This window comes from Mucilaginibacter sp. GW821-FHT07H05 (genome assembly GCF_059418485.1).
Window position 1 is genome coordinate 923,432 of the sequence record NZ_JBWKPY010000001.1, and the last position, 22,589, is coordinate 946,020.

Genomic DNA, 22,589 nt, shown 5'->3' on the forward strand with positions numbered 1-22,589 from the left:
ATCATGAAAAAAATACTATACATAACTTTTGCAGGTGTAATTTTACTTACCACAGCCTGCAAAAAATTACTTGATGAAGATGTTCGCAGCCAGATATCAAATTTATATTTAAACACGCCTGCCGGTGTAGAAGATGGCGTTAAGGGTTGTTATGCCACCTTAAGGCTTTATTACGGCTCGCAAAGCGGAGGATGGATGACTGTTTTCGGTACTGATGAGTATCAAAATGGGAATGCCGATGCCTCTTATGCCAACTATACCGCTAACCTAAATGCGGCTAACGGTACAACCGGTGGTATCTGGAACTCGTTATACTCAGGCATTAACAACTGCAACACCATGATAGAAACCATCCCTAATGTTGCAGGTATGGCACAAACCTTAAAAAATACCCGATTGGCCGAGGTTAGGTTTTTAAGAGCGCATTATTATTTTTTATTAGTACAGCAATTTGGCGCGTTAGATTTGAGGCTTACGTCTACCGTATCAGCTTCAAGAGTTGCTAAACGTGCGCCAATTGGTGACGTATATAAAGCTATAATTGAAGATCTTACTTTTGCCGTCGCGAATTTAACTCCCACCACCAGCGATTATGGCCGGGTTACCATTCCTGCCGCAAAGCATATGCTGGCTAAGGTATATTTAACCCGGGCAGGCGGCACCGCGGCGGTAGCTACCGATTATGACAATGCCGCCGCCATTGCTAAAGATGTTATTGCCACCAGCGGTTATAAACTGGTTGCCGATTTCTCTGAACTATGGGCACAACCCAGCAAGCCTAATACCGAAACTATGCTGGCTTGCCAATTTAGTAACAACACGGTATCAGAGCCCGTAACCGCACCTCCATCCGGAACTAATATTAGCGCGTGGAATGCCGCAAACTTCGATTTTTGCATGTCGTACGAATCGCAGCCCGGCATGACCAGGGATTTGGCGAACGGTCGCCCTTTCGCGCATTTCAGGCCTACAACCTATATGCTAAGCCTGTATAATAAAACCGCAGACAGCCGTTTTGCTAAAACATTTAAAACAGTATGGTTTTGTAATAAGCCTAATGATGCCACTACACCTACTTACACCATAAATGGTAAAAAAGTTGTGCTTGCACGTGGTGATACGGCCTTAGTTACACTCGATCGCGAGATTACAGCGGCCGAGCGTGATAAAATTAAGTATACAGTAATAACCCCAAGCGCCTATTCAACAGCTATATGGCCTATGAACCAAAAATTCCAGGATTCACTACGGGCTACTGTAAATGATAGCCGTGGGGTAAAAGATTTTCCGATATATCGTTTAGGTGAAACCTATTTAATAGCGGCAGAAGCCCTGACCATGACAGGTAAGCAAGCCGAAGCGGCTACTTTTATTAATGCCTTAAGGGCCCGTTCTATTATCCAGGGCTCAACGCCAGCTATCACCGCTGCCAATACCGCGGCTATGCAGGTTACCGCAGCCGATATGACCCTTGATTTTATCCTGGATGAGCGCGCCAGGGAACTATCAGGAGAGTACCATCGATGGAATGATCTGGTACGTACAGGTAAACTGTTAGAGCGGGTTAAAAAGTACAACCCGGTTGCGGCGGTACTCATTCAGCCTTACCATGTGCTGCGCCCCATCCCTCAAACACAAATTGACCGTACTGACGGTACTTCCACATCGTTTCCGCAAAACCCGGGATATTAATTTTACTGAAAAGCATCCGGTATAAAACCGGGTGCTTTTTGTTTGCGTTACAGCTGTAGTAACGTTTGATGGATTCAAAAAAAGATAAAGTGCAACGGATGTTGATATATTACAAAATGATAATAAAAAAAACGCTGCTGTTTGGGTTAATTACGATTATGATAAGCCAGGCTTCGGCACAGCAAAAGGCGATGCTAAAGCCTGATGCTATACGCCGGGTGATGGACAAGGTGGCCTTATGGCAGATTGAAGAATTTGCGCAGGGGCGCATCAAAAGTCAGGAAATAGGGTGGGAGAATGCCGCGCTTTATACAGGGATCATCGCCCTGAAAAAAATAAACAATGCCCCTGCTTACGATCGGTTTTTATATAACATAGGCGAAAAACACAACTGGGATGTAGGCCCGTACCGCTTGTTTGCCGATGATTATTGTGTAGCCCAAATGTATACTTCCATGTATCTGGAGCACCGCGAACCTAAAATGATAGCCAAATGGATTAAATTGGCCGATACGATAGTGCACCGCCAGTTTAACGACTCGCTGGATATATCGGCCGAGAAAACCCATAAGGAATGGGCCTGGTGCGACGCCCTGTATATGGGGCCGGCCGGTTTGGCTTTACTATCAAAGGCTACCCATAACCCGCAGTATTTAAAAAAGGCCGATACACTTTGGTGGAAAACATCAGCCTACTTATATGATAAGCAGGAGCATCTGTACTATCGCGATAACCGGTTTTTTACACAACTCGAAAAAAACGGGCAAAAAATATTTTGGTCGCGCGGTAATGGTTGGGTAATCGCCGGGCTGGCCCATATGCTGGAACTTATGCCCAAAAACTTTAAAAATCGGAGGCTGTATCAGCAACAGTTTAAAGAAATTGCCGCCAGGGTGGCTATGCTGCAACAACCCGATGGTAGCTGGCACGCCTCGCTGCTTGATCCGGTAACTTTTAATCAGAAAGAAACCAGCGGCACCGCTTTTTATTGCTATGCTTTTGCCTGGGGCATTAACCATGGCCTGTTACCCAAAAAGCAATACTTGCCCAAAGTAATTAAAGCCTGGCAGGCCCTGGTAAGTTCAGTGCATCCTGATGGCAAATTAGGTTATGTGCAAAACGTGGGCAGCGGGCCAATAGCCGCCAATTACGATAGCACAAATACTTATGGCGTGGGTGCTTTTTTATTGGCCGGTACCGAACTCCATCAACTTTATAATAAGGCCACAAAAAATAAATGAGGCGGGTGATATTAACAAAATTAATATTGGGCGTAACTGCACTACTGGTAGGTTTAAGCAGGCCTGATGCTATGGCGCAAACCTATAATATAAAAGATTTTGGCGCTGTTGCCGATGGTAAAACCATCAATACCAAAGCTATACAAGCCGCAATTGATAAATGCGCCCAAACCGGCGGACAGGTAATTATACCCGAGGGGACTTTTGTATCGGGCACCCTACAGCTAAAAAGTAAAGTGCATATGCTGATCAAAGAAGGCGGTGTTTTAAAGGGAAGCCCATATTTTAAGGATTATCCTGATAACCCGGTGCAATACCAAAACTCGTTTACTTACAGTGTTGACGGAAAGCCGCATGCCAACAAAGCTTTTTTATTTGCAGAAGGGGTAGATGATATTTCAATTACGGGCAAAGGTACTATTAATGGCAGCGGCGACAGCCCGGAATTTAATTTGGGCAATGATGATACACCGGCAAGCCGCCTAAGGCCTTGCATGCTGCTGATGGTTAACAGCAAGCACATCAGTGTACAAAATCTTACCTTAACTAATTCGGCTTATTGGCTTCAAAACTATTTAGGCTGCGAATACTTGACGCTAAAAGACTTAACCATCTACAATCAATCAAACTATAATCAGGATGCTATGGATATCGATGCCAGGCATGTATTGATAACCGGTTGTAAAATTGATGCCGATGATGATGGCATATGCCTGAAAAGTCACAGTAAGAATTTTGTGGTGGAGGATGTTACCGTGCGCAACTGTACCATTGCCAGCAACTGCAACGCCATTAAGTTTGGAACCGCATCAAAAGGCGGGTTTAAAAATATCAATATCAGCAATTGCACCATTCAAAAAGCATCGGCTGATCATATCCGCCAATGGCAAAAAAGTTTACAATTTATAGGGCAGCCTGTTACCGTAATTTCGGGTATCGCTATCGAATCGGTTGATGGCGGGGTGATAGACCGGGTTAATATCTCGGATATTAAAATGCGCGATGTCCAAACCCCCATTTTTATTGTTTTAGGTAATCGCGGCAATAAACAGGCCGGCGATAAAAGCTTTTACAGCACAGGCACCGGTAAAGTGAATATACAAAATGCAGGTAGCATCCGGAATATCACAATTAAAAATATTGATGCTATTAGCTATAGCAAAATGAGCAGTTCTATCACTGCCTTTCCCGGCGTGTATGTGGAGAATATCAGTTTGACCAATGTTAATTTAAACAACATGGGCACCGGTACTTTAACGGAGGCAAATACACCATTAATTGAAAATCCCGCTGCCTACCCCGAAAACCGGATGTATGGACAGGTATACCCATCGAGTGGTTTTTTTATCAGGCATGTAAGAAACATTAGTTTAAATAAAGTAAAATTCACGCTTAGAAATGCTGATTACCGGCCATGCGTTATATTAGATGACGTTTTAAAAGCAGATATTAAACAGGTTAATTTACCCGTAACCACAGGTAAAATGGCGGCTATTAAAATAATTAACAGCAAAAGTATTGCTATTAATAATGCCAAAATCAATTCAATTAAAACGCCTTTGGTACAGTTAAGCGGTACTGCAATTAGTCAGCTTAAGGTAACGGGTTTTAAAAAGTATAAAGGCTGGTTGATTGAATAATATCAACAAGTAGTCATATAAGTAACAGACATCCATTAAATCCAGCTTTATCATGTGTAATACAACGCCTGTTAAATCAATTCAAAATATATTATTTATACTGATGATGCTTGTTGGTATATCTCCGGTTGGCGCGCAAACAAACCGCGGCAAAATAGTATATCCGTCTACCGTTTTAAATGCCGATTGGATCAGCTGTCCCGGTGTTAATTTAAAGGAGTATGGTGTTTATCACCTGCGCAAAACATTTCAATTGATAAGCAAGCCGCAGCAATTTGTGGTGCATGTATCCGGCGATCAGCGGTACCGTTTATTTGTAAACGGCGCCCCGGTATGTTTTGGCCCGGCCCGTGGCGATCTGCGCAATTGGAATTATGAAACTATTGATATAGCGCCATGGCTTAGGGCGGGTAAAAATGTATTGGCAGCCCAGTTGTGGCATATGGGTAATGGGGCACCGGCCGCGCAGGTATCGTTTCAGACGGGGTTTGTTTTACAGGGAAATGGCGACAATGAAAAGCTGGTAAATACCGATAACACCTGGCGGATTATTAAAAATGAAGGATATTTTGCCGAACCGTTCCCTTCTTCACGACTGGCATCGTACATTGTGGGGAGTTGCGATAGCGTAGTGTTTAAAAATTATCCTTTAAACTGGCAAAAGCCTGATTATGACGATAAAAACTGGCTAACCCCGGTAAGCGAAGCCAAAGCCCGCTACTATACCGAAAAACGCATATTAAAACCCCGCAGCATCCCCATGATGGAAGAAACGCCCGAACCGATAACCGGGATTGTGCGGGTGTTAGGTATAGATTCCACGGCAATTATTAAGACGTTTAATAACAACGGTGTTATCAGTATCCCGGCTCATACAACAGCCACAATTTTGTTCGACAGGAAGACGCTTACTACAGCTTATCCCGAAATTACCTTTAGCCAGGGCAATAATAGTAAAGTAAAAATAACCTATGCCGAATCCTTATTTGACAGTAAAAACCTGAAGGGCAACCGCAACGCCATTGCCGGTAAAAGCATCAAAGGCTATTATGATGTTTTTATGCCCGATGGTGGCGATGACAGGTTATTCAGACCACTGTGGATACGTACGTTCAGATATGTTCAATTTGATATTACAACCGGTACCCAGCCGCTGGTGCTTAACAAACTGCAATCGGTATTTACGGCTTATCCGTTTAAAGAGAACGCCGTGTTTACATCTAACGATAAAAGCCTGACCGACATTTGGACGGTAGGCTGGCGTACCGCGCGCCTTTGCGCTAACGAAACCTATATGGATTGCCCATATTATGAGCAGCTGCAATACGTTGGCGATACGCGGATACAGGCGCTGATCTCCCTTTATGTATCGGGCGATGACCGGTTGATCAGGAACGCGATCGAGCAATTCCATCAATCGCAAGTGCCCGATGGTTTAACATTGGACGCCTACCCGGCAGGCGGCGGCAAATTCATTCCCCCGTTTTCGCTATTCTGGATCTCTATGCTTTATGATTATTCCCGTTATCGCGATGATCGGCAATTTGTAGATAGATACCTGGTGCCTATGGAAAATATTTTGCAATGGTTTCAATACAGGTTAGATGCGCAAACGGGCATGTTAGGCAAGCTGCCTTATTGGAATTTTGTAGACTGGTCTTTTACCTTTAAAGGAATCCCGCCCGGCGGTTTGGATGGTAACTCGGCCATACTATCACTGCAATACGTTTATACTTTACAGCAGGCGTCGCAATTGTTTATCCAGGCTAAACAGCCACAAAAGGCAGCCTATTATCAATCATTAGCGCGAAGAATAAAGCAGGCGGTATACAAAAACTGCTATGATGCAGGAAGGGGGCTACTGGCCGACTCGCCCGAGAAAAAATCGTTTAGTCAGCATGCCAACATCTGGACGATACTGACCGACTGTATCCCGGTGAAGGACCAACCCGCAACCATGCAGCGGATAATTAATGATCAATCGCTGATAGGTACTTCACTTTATTACAGGTTTTACTATACCCGCGCCATGAAAAAAGCAGGTTTAGGTAATTTATACCTTAATAGCCTGCAGCCCTGGAAAGATATGCTGGCCCAGGGGTTCAGCACCTTCCCCGAAACCCTGGAACCAAATGTACGTTCGGATTGCCATGCCTGGAGTTCCAGCCCGTGTTATGATTTCCTGTCGACGATATGCGGTATTGATACAGATGGCCCGGGCTTTAACAAAGTGTTGATTGAGCCTAATCCCGGTACCTTAACTGATGTGTCGGGTATAATGCCGCATCCTAAAGGGCAAATCAAAGTAAACTATAAAAAAATATCCGGCGGTAGATACACCGCAAAAATTGACCTGCCACCTCATTTAACAGGCAGGTTTATATCAAAAGGCAAAATTGTAAACTTAAAAAGCGGTAGCCAAACCTTTATTTTTAACAGGTAGGTTATCACCACGATGTTCATCCATCGGGTTAAAATCCAGCCGGCTAAGCCTTCCAAAATCCATTAAAAACTGGGGTTTAAACAGATCTAAGCATCCTGTCTTTTGGAGCGTGTTCGTTATGTCCGTCTTTGCTGATTAGTATTTGTCTTTGCAAGTCCTGTGATATCGGCATCGCCTTAATGAGTATCAAATTCTAACTTTTAGCTATGCATTTTGCCTGCTTTGTATCATAAAATGATAACAAAACATTAATACCTATGGCGCAGAGCTGCATAAATTTGATAAACCAATTATAGAATAATCCATGACGTCTGAAGCCAGATCTATTCATTAGTGCATCACTTTTGCAAAAGTGATTGAATACTGGTGTAAGGGCCGCGAGCTGATAAAATTGGTGCCCATAAATGTATTTGTTAACTACTAAACCAATTATTTTGAAGAATTTTTTTACTAACAACATTTGCCATTTTTATAAGTACGTTACAGTAGGGATACTGGGATGTGTTTTGGTTACCAACAGCTCTGCTTTTAATATGCCGCTGACGAATCCAACGGAAAAATCAAACACCAGGCATCAAACAGGGCTTACGACGGCTAAGGTAACTGCAACAATTACCGGTAAAGTTACCGACAACCGTAATCAACCCATACCTGGGGTAACGGTTAGGGCAAAGGGTTTAAGCGCCGTTACAGTGACAGATAAGAATGGTAATTATACCATCGCCGTGCCCGATGAACAAGTTGTTTTATCATTTAGTTTTATAGGTTTTGTAACTCAGGAAGTTGAAGTTAGTAAAAATGGAACTGTAAATGTTGTTTTGCTGGAAGAAAGCACCGGTTTAAACGAGGTAGTAGTATTGGGCTATGGTACCCAAAAAAGAAGGGATATTACCGGTTCGGTTGCGTCGGTCAACGTCCAGGATTTACAGAAGGCACCTGTGCGCTCATTTGAAGAGGCGCTGGCGGGGCGTGTTGCCGGTGTAGCCGTTTCGGCCAACGATGGGCAGCCTGGCGCTGCACTCAGTATTATCATCAGGGGTAATAATTCGTTAACTCAAAATAATTCCCCGCTTTATGTAATTGATGATTTTCCAATAGAAAACCCAGATAATAATGTGATCAACCCGGCCGATATCGAATCGATGGAGATATTAAAGGATGCGTCCGCTACGGCTATATATGGCGCGCGCGGTGCTAATGGGGTTATTATCATCAAAACAAAGCGCGGTAAAAATGGAGAACCCGCCATAACCATAGACAGTTACGCGGGCTACAATCAGGTTTTAAAGAAGCAGGAATTGTTGAGCCCGTATGAGTTTGTTAAGCTTACTCAACAGTATTACCCTACCGACAGTACTTATTTAAGAAATACCACATTAGATGCTTATAAAGATGTTAAGCCTATCGACTGGCAGGGCATGCTGGAAAAAAAAGGTGTTTTTCAAAATTATAACCTGGCTATAAGGGGTGGGAGTAAGACCGGTAATTACTCGGTATCCTTTGGGTCCTTAGCTCAGCAGGGGGTAATCATTAGTTCTGGTTTTAACCGCTATAGCGGCCGCGTGGTGCTCGATCAGCAAATAAAAAATAACCTGAAACTTGGCTTAAACGTTAATTACGCTGCTACAAAGTCGTACGGTACTATTGTATCACAATATGGCGGATCGTCGCCTTTATTTTCCCTGTTAGGGAGTGTGTGGGCCTATCGCCCGATAGCCGGTAATGTTACCGACCCTAACGCCGAACAAAACACCGACGAATTAATTAATGAAGATCTTGATCCGGGTGTTAACCCAACAGGCGACTTTAGGTTTAACCCCATCAATAACGCTAAAAATATCCTTAATAATCGTTTTGCCAATACTACTATAGCCAATGGCTATGCGCAGTACACCATATTAAAAGGGCTGGTTTTAAAAGTAACCGGTGGTGTTAACAATGCGCTAAATGAAACCAATGTTTTTTATAACAGTAATACATTTTATGGTAACCGTAAAACTACACAAGGCACAAACGGCCCCAATGGTAGTTTAGTGAACGCTAAAACACTGAATTATGTAAATGAGAATACACTGGTTTACGATGGCGTTTTGCGTAAAGATCATCACCTTAATCTTTTAGCTGGTTATACCTTGCAGGGTACAAAGTTTAGTTCAAACGGCTATTCGGCAATTGGTGTCCCTAATGAGAGTTTTGGCATTAGCGGTCTTGATGAAGGTACAGCAGGTGTCCTTAACTCTTCCTCCAGCGAAAACAGGCTTGAATCATTCTTAGGACGCTTAAATTATAATTATAAGTCAACCTATTACGTAACAGCCAGCTTTCGTGCAGATGGGAGTTCGAAATTTGCGCCCGAAAATCATTGGAGTTATTTCCCATCGGGGGCATTTGCCTGGCGGATAAGCAACGAACAGTTTATGAAGCCTTTACTATCTGTATTAAGCGACGCAAAAATACGGGCAAGCTATGGCAAGACGGGTAATAACCGGGTTTCAGACTATGCTTATTTATCTACAATTACCTTGCCCTTACGTAACAGTTATCCTTTTGCCGGTGTTATTAATCAGGGTGCTATACTGGCCGCCCTGGGTAATCGGAATTTAAAATGGGAAACTACCGGAACAACAGATATCGGGGCTGATCTGGAATTTTTAAGGGGAAGAATATCGTTTAGTGCAGACTATTACAAAAAGATAACCTCTAACTTGTTATTGAATGCGTCGCTACCCGGTTCTACAGGTTTTACGGCGGCATATGCCAACATCGGGAAGGTACAGAATACCGGGTTGGAATTTACTTTGAACACGGAAAACATCCGGTCAAAAAACTTTGCGTGGAGCAGTAATTTCAATATCTCTTTTAACCGTAATAAAGTTTTAGCCCTGGTAGACGGGCAAGAAAGTTTGCTCACCGTTATCAACTGGTCTTCTAACGGTTACGGAACAGCCCCGTCTTATATTGCCAAGATAAACCAACCTATTGCCCAGTTTTACGGCTATATTTTTGATGGGGTATACCAGTTAAGTGATTTTAACAAAAACTCGTCAGGCGCCTATGTTTTAAAGGATAATATCCCTAACAATGGCGCGGTACGTACAACAATTCAACCGGGGCAGATTAAGTTTAAAGATGTTAACGGCGATGGCGTAGTAGATGCTAAGGACCAAACCGTTATCGGCAATCCAAACCCGCTGCATACCGGTGGTTTTTCAAATACGTTTAAATATAAAGATTTCGACCTTAATGTTTTGCTGCAATGGTCATACGGAAATCAGGTTCAAAACGCAAACCGGTACGCATTTGAGGGAGGGATACAACTATATAGAAATCAGTTCGCGTCATTCGCTAACCGCTGGTCGTTGGATAATCAGGATTCCAATATTCCCAATAATAGCGGACCGTCGGTTTACTCCACCCGCGTAATAGAAGATGGCTCCTATATGAGGTTAAAAACCGTACAAATAGGCTACACATTTTCTAACAGCTTAGCCCGTAAACTGAAGATCAAAAGCTTTAGGTTATACGCATCCGGGCAAAATATTGCAACCTTAACAGGTTACACAGGGCCGGATCCGGAGGTGTCAACCTTTAACAGCGCCTTAACGCCGGGCTTCGATTATTCCGCCTATCCTAAGGCACGTACACTAACCTTTGGCTTAAATATCGTTCTCTAAATCATCTCAATAGCAATGAAAAAAAACTTTTACAAATTATTAGTCGCCCTATTACTGCTAATGGGAGTAACCTCATGCAGGAAGTACTTAGATACAGCGCCTACAGATTTTTTAACACCCGACCAGTATTATGCTACAGAAGCTCAGTTAAACTCTGGCGTAGCGGGCATATACGATGCTTTACAGGTTCAGGGCCTTTATCAAAACTATTATTGGGCAAATTTGAGTAGTGGAAACGACATCGAATACTGGCGGTCGCCAACAGTTGGCTCCTCTAACCCCTTGCTGTTTTCTGAAACCAGCTCCGATCCGTTTGTTACAGCGGCTTGGAATGCATTGTACGTTGGTATTAATAGGGCAAACTCTTTCCTTAACGCGGTAGATAATTCGCCTGTGGCGCCTGCACTGCGTGCGTCATATAAAGCACAGGCTCAGTTTTTAAGGGGGTATTTCTATTTTCTGCTGGTATCTAACTGGGGAGAAGTACCACTGCGCCTAACGCCGACAGGGAGTGTCAATGATGCAAGTTGCCCCCGATCGTCCATTAAGGATATATATGCTCAGATACTGAATGACATGACAGCTGCTGAAGCAACCTTGCCGACTATAACCAAACTGGGGCCGTCGGGCAGCGGGCATATTTCAAAAACCGCCTGCGAAGGTATTTTAGCACGGGTATGTCTTACCATGGCCGGCGAGCCGCTTAAAGATGTTTCAAAGTATGCAGATGCTAAAGCCTGGGCTTTAAAGGTGATGAACTCGGGCGAACATAGTTTAAATCCGGACTATCGTCAGATTTTTATTAACCAGTGTGCCGATCTTTACGATACTAAGGAATCTATGTGGGAAATAGAGTTCACTATTATAATCGGTTATAGTGAGTGGGGGACTAATGGTACTACCAACAGCCTTAAATTTAGTAATCTGGATTGGGGGTATGGGTCTGGTGGATTTTCGGTAAGCAAAAAGGGGTATGATTTGGCCAATGCCACACCGAATGATTTAAGGAGGGATTGGAACATGGCACCTTACAACCTTGGCGGCGCTACTACCGGGGTAACAGGTGTTACTAAAACAGCCCTTTCAACCTCTAACCAAAATATCTGGAACCGCTGGGGCGGAAAATGGCGCAGAGAATTTGAAACCGTTACGCCAAAAGCTCAGGGGGCCAGCGGTATCAATTTCCCTGTTTTGCGTTATGCAGATGTATTACTTATGTATGCTGAGGCTGAAAACGAGCTGAACGGCCCTACCGCCAGCGCTTACGATGCTATTAATAAAGTGCGTGAGCGTGCCCAGGGTACCGGAAGCCGCATAGGTACCTATACGGTAACCAATGGCGGCACAGGCTATACATCGGCACCTGTTGTTACCATCGGCGAACCAAATTTAGGCAATGGCGCTACTGCTACGGCAACAGTTTCCGGCGGTAAGGTAACTGCTGTAACTATGTCGGCCATTGGGGGCAACGGCGCTTTTTATACATCTGCGCCAACAATAACATTTACCGGTGGCGGCGGTACAGGTGCCACGGCAACCGCATCCTTAGTGCCTATCGTTCCATCCAGCGCAGATCTTGCCCCCGGTAAGTCAAAAGATGATTTTCGTTTGGCTATACAGAATGAACGTGCGGTAGAATTATGCCAGGAAGCGCTCAGGAAGCACGATCTGCTCAGGTGGGGGATACTTATTCCTACAATGAAAAATTTTTCGTCCTATGTACGTGCCGATACCGGTAGTCCAAGTTTTCAATTTGCAGCTAATCCAGGAGACAATATTACTGATCGAAACCTGCTATTACCAATTCCATTAACTGAATTAATATTAAATAAAGGCCTTAACGGAGTAAATAACCCCGGATTTTAATCAGTAAAAATTTATGAAAAAACTAATAATTATATTTCTCCTGTCGGGTACTTTATGTTCTTGCGTAAAAAAGAGCGTAGAGACCCCTGTTTTTGATGTCAGCACCAGTTCCTTAACATATAAAGCAGGTGACGTGGTTAAGTTCAACTTTACCGGAAAACCAGATATCCTGTCATTTTACTCCGGAGAGCCGGGCTTCAGGTATAAATATATCAATCGTGTTAATGTAAGCGGTAAGCCCAATTTGCAGTTTACTTCATTTGCGCAAACGGTAGGTGCCCAAACAAACACTTTAAAGATCTTAGCTTCGGTAGATTTTAGTGGAGCATACGATTCTCTAAACATCAGAAAAGCTACCTGGATCAATTTAACATCACGGGTAATCCTTTCAACCGGAACCGACAATACCGCATCCGGACTGATCGATATCAGCGATATAAATACGGATGGAAAGCCGGTTTACTTTGCATTTACCAAGCACGATGATAACGATCCGGTCAAAAAGCCATGGTCATGGATCATCAGGACATTTAATATCAACCTCGTTGCTGCAGATGACGGATTATCCTATCCTATAACTACCATTGCTACTGCCGGCTGGAAGCCAGTTGATTTGCTAAATCCAACGTACAAGTGGGTGGTAACTACTTCAAGCTTAACTGCAGCAGGAGGGGCGGTAAACACACCGGAAAACGAAGAATGGGTGATCACAAACCCACTCAATATTTATACAGTTAAACCGGACGTAGGTGTATCTATTAAAACAATTGATGCCAATATTGATAGCTATTCCTACACATTTAAAACCCCGGGTACTTACACGGTGACGTTTGTAGCACAAAATGTAAATGCCAACGACCAAAAAAAGGTAATTAAAGAGCTGACCATTGTGGTTCAATAAAAAAATGCGATATAGCCGGGCAAATTATAAATTGCGCATAGTTTGATATTTTAAGCATCAATTTATAACATAAATATGTTAAAGAAAACAACAGTGCTTATTGGCCTTATCTTATGCTCATTATATCTGTTAGCCGAAAATGGATACGGGTTAAGATATGCACCGGTTAATGATACCGTTTTAAAACAGCAGTACACTGTTGGCCTAAAAGGAGTGGTATCTTCCCTGGCAAAGCCTGTAAAAGTGATTAAGCTATCTGATGGACATTATTTGATCGATTTTGGGAAAGCTGCTTTCGGTACTTTATCACTGGTTTCTAAATCATCACAACAGGATTCCCTTACGATAGGTTTAGGGGAAAAATTAAAGGCCGATCAAACGATCGACAGAAAGCCGGGGGGAACTGTTCAATATCAAAAAGTAGTACTACAACAGGTATATAAAAATAAAAGATATGTATTAAAACTGGCCGCAAATAAACGGAATACTAACCCGCCTGCAATTGCCCTGCCCGATTCATTTGGTGTAGTGATGCCCTTTCGTTATTGCGAAATTGAAAATCTGAAAATACCCATCCAGGATATGGTTATCAGGCAAAAAGTATACAACTATCGTTTTAATGATAAAGCCAGTGAATTTACAAGTTCGGACACGATATTGAATCAGATTTGGGCAATGTGTAAGCAAACTGTTAAGGCCACTAGCTTTTGCGGGCTTTATATTGATGGCGACCGGGAAAGGACACCTTATGAAGCTGATGCTTACATCAATCAATTGAGCCACTATGCTGTGGATAACGAATACTCACTTGCCCGAAACACCAATGCCTATTTTATTGATCACCCTACCTGGCCAACAGAATGGATATTGCATACGGTTTTACTGTTTTATAACGACTATATGTACACAGGGGATAAAGAACCACTGGTAAAATATTACGACGCGTTGAAAAATAAAACTTTAATACAATTAGAAAGAGCGGACGGGTTAATAAGCACTAAAACGGCGCCGCAAACCGATCAATTTTTGAATAATATTGGTTTTAAAAACAACGATGTAAAGATACGCGACATTGTGGATTGGCCCGCTGCCGAACGCGACGGTTACGAGATGGTTAATGTAAATACGGTGGTGAACGCCTTTCACTTCATCAATTTACGGTTAATGGCCGATATAGCCGGCGCTTTAGGAAAAAAAGACGACGTCGCATTTTTTTCGGGCAAGGCTATACAGGTTAAAAATGCTATCAACCAAAAATTATTTGATAAAAACAAGGGTGTGTATGTTGATGGGGAGGGATCTAACCATTCATCGTTACATGCTAATATATTCCCTTTGGCATTTGGCTTAGTGCCGGATGAGCATGTTAAAACGGTAACGGCATTAATCAAATCGCGCGGGATGGCCTGCAGTGTTTACGGAGCGCAATATTTACTGGAAGCATTATACCGGCAAGGGGAAGCAGCGGCGGGTTTTAAATTAATGACTGCTACCAACGATCGAAGCTGGTGGAATATGATAAAAGCAGGTTCCACCATGGCGCTTGAGGCCTGGGATATAAAATATAAACCTAATTTAGACTGGAACCATGCCTGGGGCACAGCACCGGCCAATATTATTACCCGCTATGCCTGGGGGATAAGGCCGGCTAAGCCAGGTTTCGCGATAGTTGATATCAAACCTCAATTAGAGCCGCTTACCGCCAGTAAAATAAAAGTCCCCACCATAAGGGGAAGTATCAACGCCGAATACAAACAAATAAACAACCGATATAAACTGTTCATCATTCAACTGCCTGAAAAAATGAGGGGGAATTTCATATGGTCCAAAACATCCCATACGCAAGTTTTTTTAAACCATCATGCGTATCGGTCAGGAACGGGATTGGTGCCATTAAAGGTAGGAATCAACACGATAGAAATTAAGGATGAATAAAACCCTATGTTACCATCTCATCCGCAACGCTAAACTAAACAAACTTGTTCCAAATATGATGTCATACTTTAAACCAATGCTACTGATCTATTTGTTGATGCTTTGCCGGATAGCGGCGCTGGCTCAGCAACCCGTTATCCCTCTGTATGCCGAAAACAAGGTGCCTTTTGCCAAACCCGGTGGGGATATCCCGCGGTTGACCGTTTACGCACCCGAAAAGCCGAAAAAAAATGGTATCGCCGTTGTGGTTTGCTCGGGTGGATCGTATGGCGGCCGGGCAAATAATGTAGAAGGTATACCGGCCTGTAAAAAACTAATGGCCGCCGGTATTACAGCGTTTCTGCTGGATTACCGCATACCTAAAGCCGAAAAGATGGATCGCAAAGAAGTAGTCCCTTTGACGGACGGGCAACGGGCGATACAGTATGTAAGAGAACACGCTAAGGAATATAAGGTGGATACCAATAAGGTTGGCATTATGGGCTTTTCGGCGGGAGGGCACCTGGTATCTACCCTGGGTACACACTTTACAACAACTGAACTTGCTAACCCTGCACATACCAACTTACGGCCCGATTTTATGGTATTGATCTACCCCGTAATTAGCTTCGCGGATTCGCTTACTCACAAACAATCCCGCCAAAATTTGATCGGGCCAGACCTTTCGCCTGAAAGGATCCGGTATTATTCTAATGAATTGCAGGTAACCGACAATACCCCGCCAACCTACATTACCCACGGAATTGACGATAAGGTAGTTAATGTGGCTAACAGCCTTTATTTTGAAGCAGCCCTTAAGCAACACCATGTACCGGTACAGATGTTCCTGTATGAAAGAGGCGCGCATGGCTATGGCGTGAATAACAAACTTGCCGAAGTGCAATGGATAGATGATTGTATAGATTGGATCCAAACCTCGGCGCTGGTAAAAAAGAAATAGCGGAAATGTTCCTAAATGCCGGTATGTGATTTTTGTTTGCTGTAATGAAGCGTAGATCATTTTTAAAAAATACTGCGGTTGCCGGTCTGGTCACCTGGATCAGGCCATCGGAGATACTGACCGTGTTTAAACCAAATGCGCCTGTAAATACAGATCTGTCATTTACCAACCCCACACCTGAATATGCCCCCTATACCTGGTGGCATTGGATGAATGGAAATATTACCAAAGAGGGTATAACGCTTGATCTGGAAGCGATGAGCCGGTTAGGACTTGGCGGGTTTCAGATGTTCGAGGCAGGAACAGGGATACCAAAAGGTAGTGTGACTTACCTAAGTGATAAATGGCTGGCAATGGTTGAACATACCATAACCGAGTGCAAAAGGCTCGGATTGGAATTTGCCATGCATAATTGCCCGGGCTGGTCTTCCAGCGGCGGCCCCTGGATAACGCCGCAATTTGCCATGCAGCAATTAACATGGAGCGAAACAACGGTAAGCGGAGGGAAGCAGTTTACAGGCGCTTTGCCCCAGCCAGCCAAAAGGCTCAATTACTATCAGGATGCAGCCGTTGTTGCATTTCCGGCGGTATCCGGAGAAAAGAAAGCATGGGCAGCCCTCCTCAAAGAAATAAGGATTAATAATCAACCCATTGACCCTGGTTTAATAAGCCCAAACGGTCAATTTAAAGAACCATTAACATTAGGCCAGGCCAACTCCGATAGCTTTCTCGATCTGATATTTTCAAATCCTTACCCGTTAAAATCCTTAACGATGCTTGCTTCGGGTAACAGCAAACCGACACTTCAATATGCAGGGGATGGGGGTAATTTCATTCCTATCAAAGAACTGTATGGCGAAAGTTTTGCAATTTCTAATTCCAGCTTTCCCGATTACGTATCTGCAAACTTCGCTGAAACGACATCATCTCATTATCGGTTAACCTTTAGCGGTATGCTGAAGCTCTCCATGTTATCGCTTTCAGGAGCGTATAGACTTGATAACTGGCTTTCAAAAGCTAATTTTCCGGGCGCTAAAAGGACTCAACAAACTGTTTTAACGCAATTTACCGGCGCGGACATGATAAACCTATCCTCGGTGGTTGATCTGACTGCTCAACTGGCGCCGGATGGCAAACTTAGTTGGGATATCCCGCCCGGCGAATGGACTGTATTAAGAATTGGGCATACTGCGGTAGGAAGACTAAATCATTCGGCGCCATCAACGGGAACAGGTTTGGATTGCGACAAATTCAGTAAAACCGCGTTTGATTTTCATTGGCAACATGTATTCAAAAATATCCTGCCATTATTAAAATCTCGTAATGGTGGTAAAGTAGGTTTACTGATAGATAGCTACGAAATGGGCTTGCAAAACTGGACTGCCGGGTTTCCTGCTGAATTTGAAAAGCGGCAAGAATACAGTTTGATAGCCTATTTGCCTGCGTTAACAGGCCGGCTTATTGGTGATGCGGATATGACTGACCGTTTCCTGCGGGACTTCCGTAGAACACAGGCTGATCTGATGGCCGGGAATTACTATGGCCGCTTTGCCGGGCTTTGCAAGGAAAATGGCATGATATCGTATACCGAGCCCTACGAAGGCGGCAATTTTGAAGAAATGCAAATAGGCGGGACGGTGGATATCTGCATGGGCGAATTTTGGGCGGGGCATACCATCCTTTGGAATAACAGCGTATTGGACCGAACCATTAAATTGGCTGCCTCTATAGCGCACGCTAAGGGGCAGTCCATAGTCGGGGCAGAATCGTACACGGCGGAACCAGGATCGGGTAAATGGCAACAGTACCCATTCGCCATGAAAGGCCTTGGCGATTTGATGTTTACAAGGGGCTTAACGCGGATGATCTTCCACCGTTACGCGCATCAGCCCCATCCTACAGCCGTGCCCGGCATGACCATGGGCCCCTGGGGGATCCACTTCGACCGCACAAACACCTGGTTTTCAAAATCGCGGGAATGGATAAAATATTTGACCAGGTGCCAGTTTATGCTCAGGAAAGGGACTTTTGTTGCCGATATTGCTTACTTTACCAGTGAGGAAGTGCCGGGCCGTACTATTAATCCTGAAGCCACGCAGTACCGCCCACCTGCCGGTTACGACTACGACCTGATTAACAGTGATTGTCTGATCCGGGAATGCAGTATTAAAAACGGAAGATTAGAAAATCAACACGGAGTGCGGTACAAGGTGCTCATTTTTCCAGGCATAAAAATCATTTCGCTTCCGGTTTTACAAAAATTACAGCAATTGGTTGATGATGGCCTCATCCTTATAGGTACCCGGCCATCCCAAACTCCCGGTGTTAAAGATCGTTTAGCTGATCAGGAATTTAATGATCTGGTTAATAAACTATGGGGCAATAAAGGTAAGGTTGGCCGGGGGCAGATATTTCAGCGTACCGATATCGAAAATATTCTTCCTGAAATTGGGCTGGAACCAGACTTTACATATACCGCATCTTCTTCCGATCCCGCGATCAATTTTATTCATCGCCGGGAAAACGATCAGGATATCTACTTTATCGCCAACAGAAGGCGCAGGAAAGAGCAAGTGGTTTGCAGCTTCCGGATAACTGGTAAAACCCCCGAATTATGGGATGCTGTGACGGGTACAACCACGTCGGCCATTTTTTTTACTGCGCAAAAGGGTAGGGTATCCTTACCCTTGCTGCTGGAGCCGTCGGGTTCGGTTTTTGTGGTGTTTAAACCGGCAAAAAGAAGGCTTGGCTATCAAAGCCTTTATCGGGATGGTATTCCAGTGATCACAACAGAAGAAACGCCCCGAAAAGCGAGAGGCCTGCATGCTAATATTAGTGGCGACTTTACCGTAAACTGTTGGATAAAACCCGAAACAGACATTGCCCTGGCAGAGGAGGAATTTTTTGGTGACCGCAGGACGGATCATTATGCTGTTTATCCTGTTCCCGGTGAAAAGTACTACGGCAGTGGGCATGCAGGCAGCGGTTTTACAGTAGGCAGAAATGGTCTCACACTTTTCGAAAGGGCGGATGGATTTATTCGGGCAGTCCTTTTTGTTCCTGTACCAATTTCAGGCTGGTCAAAACTGACGGTTATATACAAAAAAAATGTTCCCTCGGTATATATAAACAATAGTCTGATCAAAACAGGAAAGTCCTTTGGAAATATCGTCCATCCATCAATTGGAGAAGCCTATCAGGATGACCAGGCGAGTTACTATAATGGCGAAATATTTGGATTGGAGTTGATTAGCAATGCGATGACGGACATTGAATTAGCCGGCACGGGCCTCATTTTACCACCGCCTGATATTGACAGAGCAGCAAGTGTGTTAAATGGGAGCGGGCAACTCTGCATTTGGAAAAATGGGACATATACGCTAAAAGACGGAATGGGAAATATGAAACAATTCCAGGTAGATCTTCTTCCAAATACCAAACAGATCAATACACCCTGGATGGTAAGGTTTCCCGAGGGCAGTGGTGCGCCGGAACAAATTCGTATGGATGGACTGCTTCCCCTGCAACTGCATGAACAGGAAGGCGTGCGGTACTTTTCCGGAACAGCGGATTACATGACGGAGTTTGAATTTAACGTTCCAGCCTTTGCCCACCAGGTCAAACTTGATTTGGGGCGAGTTGAGGTACTTGCGGAAGTTAGCTTAAATGGTGTGATATTTCCGATCCTTTGGTCTCAACCGTATAACTTAGATATCACATCTGCCGTTCATCAGGGTATTAACAAACTACATATCAAGGTCACCAATCTTTGGCCAAACCGCCTGATCGGCGACGAAAACTTACCCGAAGAAAATGAATATCTAACCTCCGCCGCTGCTGGGAAGTTTGCGCTTGCTGGTTCGGGTGGAATTAAGAAATTGCCTGACTGGTATACGAATGGCCAGCCTAAGCCGCCCGGGGGAAGGTATACGTTTAGTACCTGGAAACACTATCATAAAGACTCGCCTTTGTTAGCCTCCGGCCTGCTTGGCCCTGTAACGCTTTCCATCGGGATAGTAAAAGATCTGGCTATTGGTAAATAATGAAAATCACACCTCAAAGGCAATGAAAGAATAAATTTGATGAGCTTTCTTAATCAAGTATGCTATCCAGCCTAAGTTTGTGGATTTGCCAACGTGCTAAAGACCTGTTCCAGTGGAATAACGATGACCTATCAGTGTATTATGCAGGCATAACCACACTCGTGGAAAGGATTGGCATGAAGTAATACATTATTATTTTTATTTGGATTTATTCTAAATAAGACTTTTCTTTGCGGTGAACAAACAATACCTGCCTATGTAACAGCTTCCCTTCATAAAAAAAGCCGGTGATCCGTCGCCAAACATCACACCGGCCAATGTTAACAGATCCTTCAACCCATTAATCACTTAAACAAAGATGTATTCTTTATTATGCAGTAAAAAATTTTACGCAACTTTTCTTTCCTTATGCTGTTCGGCGCTTGTATTCGCCCAGACCGGTACTATCAAAGGGACCGTTAAAACCTCGGACGGACAGCCCGCCGAATTCGTGACCATCGGCCTGAAAGGTACCAGCAAAGGTACAACCGTTAATCAAAAAGGTAATTATCAACTTAATCGTATCAGCCCCGGCAGCTACACGCTGACAGCAAGCTTTATTGGACTGGTTTCCCAAAGCAAGGATATTAGCGTAGCTGTCGGTCAAACCACGGAGGTGAACTTTATCCTGACAGAAAACAATGAACAATTGCTGGAAGTAGTAATAAAAGGCGCTAAGACGAATAAGTTCGCCAATAAAAAAAGCGACCTGGTGGCGCGCATGCCGCTGGCTAACCTGGAGAACCCGCAGGTTTACAGCGTGGTCACTAAAGAATTGCTGCAGGAACAGGTGGCCACCAACATTAGCCAGGCCACCAGCAATATCACCGGCGCCGCGCCTAATACTTATCCGGCGGGTGGCTTTGCCATCACTTCACGCGGCTTCATTACCAGCGTGAATGCCCGTAACGGTATGGAAACGGTAGCCAGCCGTTCCGGCTTAGATATTGGTAATATCGAGCGTATTGAAGTACTGAAAGGCCCTTCAGGTACCTTATTTGGGGCCAATATTTCTTCGTTTGGCGGGGTTGTCAATGTGGTAACCAAAAAGCCTTATGATACCTTCGGCGGTTCGGCATCTTATACTTTAGGCAGCTACGGCCTGAACCGGATCAGCGCGGATGTGAATGCACCGTTAAATCCCGAAAAAACAGCATTGATGCGGATCAATACCGCCGTGAACCGCCAGAATAGCTTTTTGACCAACGGTCATAACAACACCGTACTGATTGCGCCGAGCCTGTCTTACCAGGTGAATGATCGGCTGAAACTAAGTGCCGATGTCGAGTACTTCAATACCGACCAAACCCGCATCATGTATACCCGCGTTACGCCTGCGTCAGGCATTACATCACCTGATCAAATTCCTTTGGCTTATAATAAATCTTTATACCTGGATGACGCCAACGCGCTGACCAGTTCCAATAAAATATTTTTGGAAGGCAAGTATAAGATCTCAAATAACTGGACCGCGACCACTTTATTCTCTTTCGTGAGCGAGAATGTGAAACAGAGCTACCAGTATTACCCAACCTGGATTTCGCCGACGAAAGTGGCCCGTAACGTGCTGTTATATGGCCCGATGTATAATAATTATACCAATTTACAGGAGAATATCAACGGTGAATTTAAGACCGGCGTTATCAAACATAAAGTATTGGTGGGCCTGAGCTATCGTTATTATAATGGTAATTTTTATTATACTACCACGCCGGCTAACCGGTTCATCGACACGGTGGATGTGAGCAAAATCCCTAACCCGCTGGCCGTAGGCAAAGCCAAAGTAGATGACTATTTTGTTAAGTACGGCGCATTAACCCCATTTGGCGTTTCCGACCAGTTCACGACCAGCGCCTACGCGACGGATGTAATTAGCTTTAATGACCGCCTTTTCGCCATGCTGAGCCTGCGTTTTGACCATTATAATTATAAAGGTTATACCAGTCCCAGTGTTTCAAATCCTTATACGCAAAACTCCGTAGCGCCTAAACTGGGCCTGGTTTATCAGGTTGTTAAAGATCAGGTATCGGTGTTTGGTAATTACATGAGCGGTTTCCAGAATGTGGCACCGGCCCAGCAGCCTGATGGTACGCTGTTGGTGGTGAAACCGATTTTCGCCAATCAGTCTGAAGGCGGTATCAAGACCGAAGCCTTTGACAAAAAAGTGAACCTGAC

11 protein-coding genes are annotated in these 22,589 nt (G+C 44.1%); all 11 read left to right on the forward strand.

Translation table 11 applies throughout. The features are described from left to right. The first annotated feature begins 3 nt into the window (after positions 1 to 3). Positions 4 to 1,692 (forward strand): RagB/SusD family nutrient uptake outer membrane protein, encoded by a 1,689-nt coding sequence (locus AC07M6_RS03950; RefSeq protein WP_494887614.1) that lies wholly within the window; start codon positions 4 to 6, stop codon positions 1,690 to 1,692. A gap of 116 nt (positions 1,693 to 1,808) precedes the next feature. Beyond that, entirely contained in the window at positions 1,809 to 2,933 is a 1,125-nt protein-coding gene (locus AC07M6_RS03955) for a glycoside hydrolase family 88/105 protein (protein WP_494887615.1), read from the forward strand. Positions 2,934 to 2,938: 5 nt separating this feature from the next. After that, positions 2,939 to 4,573: a glycoside hydrolase family 28 protein gene (locus tag AC07M6_RS03960; protein WP_494887616.1), complete on the forward strand. Its 1,635-nt coding sequence runs from the start codon at positions 2,939 to 2,941 to the stop codon at positions 4,571 to 4,573. Between the two features lie 103 nt (positions 4,574 to 4,676). Then, positions 4,677 to 7,016 carry an alpha-L-rhamnosidase-related protein gene (locus AC07M6_RS03965; protein WP_494887617.1) on the forward strand — a complete coding sequence of 780 codons (2,340 nt, stop codon included), beginning with the start codon at positions 4,677 to 4,679 and terminating at the stop codon, positions 7,014 to 7,016. A gap of 434 nt (positions 7,017 to 7,450) precedes the next feature. Beyond that, a complete protein-coding gene (locus AC07M6_RS03970) occupies positions 7,451 to 10,690 on the forward strand; it encodes a SusC/RagA family TonB-linked outer membrane protein (RefSeq protein WP_494887618.1) in 3,240 nt (1,079 codons plus the stop codon). A gap of 15 nt (positions 10,691 to 10,705) precedes the next feature. Next, positions 10,706 to 12,556, forward strand: a complete 1,851-nt coding sequence (locus tag AC07M6_RS03975) for a RagB/SusD family nutrient uptake outer membrane protein (RefSeq protein WP_494887619.1) — start codon at positions 10,706 to 10,708, stop codon at positions 12,554 to 12,556. 13 nt (positions 12,557 to 12,569) lie between these two features. After that, positions 12,570 to 13,457, forward strand: a complete 888-nt coding sequence (locus tag AC07M6_RS03980; protein WP_494887620.1) for a DUF5017 domain-containing protein — start codon at positions 12,570 to 12,572, stop codon at positions 13,455 to 13,457. Between the two features lie 75 nt (positions 13,458 to 13,532). Further along, positions 13,533 to 15,392, forward strand: coding sequence for a family 78 glycoside hydrolase catalytic domain (locus tag AC07M6_RS03985; protein WP_494887621.1), 1,860 nt, complete (start codon positions 13,533 to 13,535; stop codon positions 15,390 to 15,392). A gap of 76 nt (positions 15,393 to 15,468) precedes the next feature. After that, a complete protein-coding gene (locus AC07M6_RS03990; protein WP_494887622.1) occupies positions 15,469 to 16,332 on the forward strand; it encodes an alpha/beta hydrolase in 864 nt (287 codons plus the stop codon). A 44-nt stretch (positions 16,333 to 16,376) separates the two neighbouring features. Next, entirely contained in the window at positions 16,377 to 20,375 is a 3,999-nt protein-coding gene (locus AC07M6_RS03995; RefSeq protein ID WP_494887623.1) for a glycosyl hydrolase, read from the forward strand. A gap of 358 nt (positions 20,376 to 20,733) precedes the next feature. Further along, positions 20,734 to 22,589: TonB-dependent receptor domain-containing protein (locus tag AC07M6_RS04000; protein WP_494887624.1), on the forward strand; the 1,856-nt coding region annotated here is incomplete at its 3' end.

Excerpts from the sequence above, each read along its gene's own strand:
- AC07M6_RS03950 (WP_494887614.1), top strand. The coding sequence starts at position 4 with ATGAAAAAAATACTATACATAACTTTTGCAGGTGTAATTTTACTTACC.
- AC07M6_RS03955 (WP_494887615.1), top strand. The coding sequence starts at position 1,809 with ATGATAATAAAAAAAACGCTGCTGTTTGGGTTAATTACGATTATGATA.
- AC07M6_RS03965 (WP_494887617.1), top strand. The coding sequence starts at position 4,677 with ATGATGCTTGTTGGTATATCTCCGGTTGGCGCGCAAACAAACCGCGGC.
- AC07M6_RS03975 (WP_494887619.1), top strand. The coding sequence starts at position 10,706 with ATGAAAAAAAACTTTTACAAATTATTAGTCGCCCTATTACTGCTAATG.
- AC07M6_RS03980 (WP_494887620.1), top strand. The coding sequence starts at position 12,570 with ATGAAAAAACTAATAATTATATTTCTCCTGTCGGGTACTTTATGTTCT.
- AC07M6_RS03985 (WP_494887621.1), top strand. The coding sequence starts at position 13,533 with ATGTTAAAGAAAACAACAGTGCTTATTGGCCTTATCTTATGCTCATTA.
- AC07M6_RS03990 (WP_494887622.1), top strand. The coding sequence starts at position 15,469 with ATGCTACTGATCTATTTGTTGATGCTTTGCCGGATAGCGGCGCTGGCT.
- AC07M6_RS03995 (WP_494887623.1), top strand. The coding sequence starts at position 16,377 with ATGAAGCGTAGATCATTTTTAAAAAATACTGCGGTTGCCGGTCTGGTC.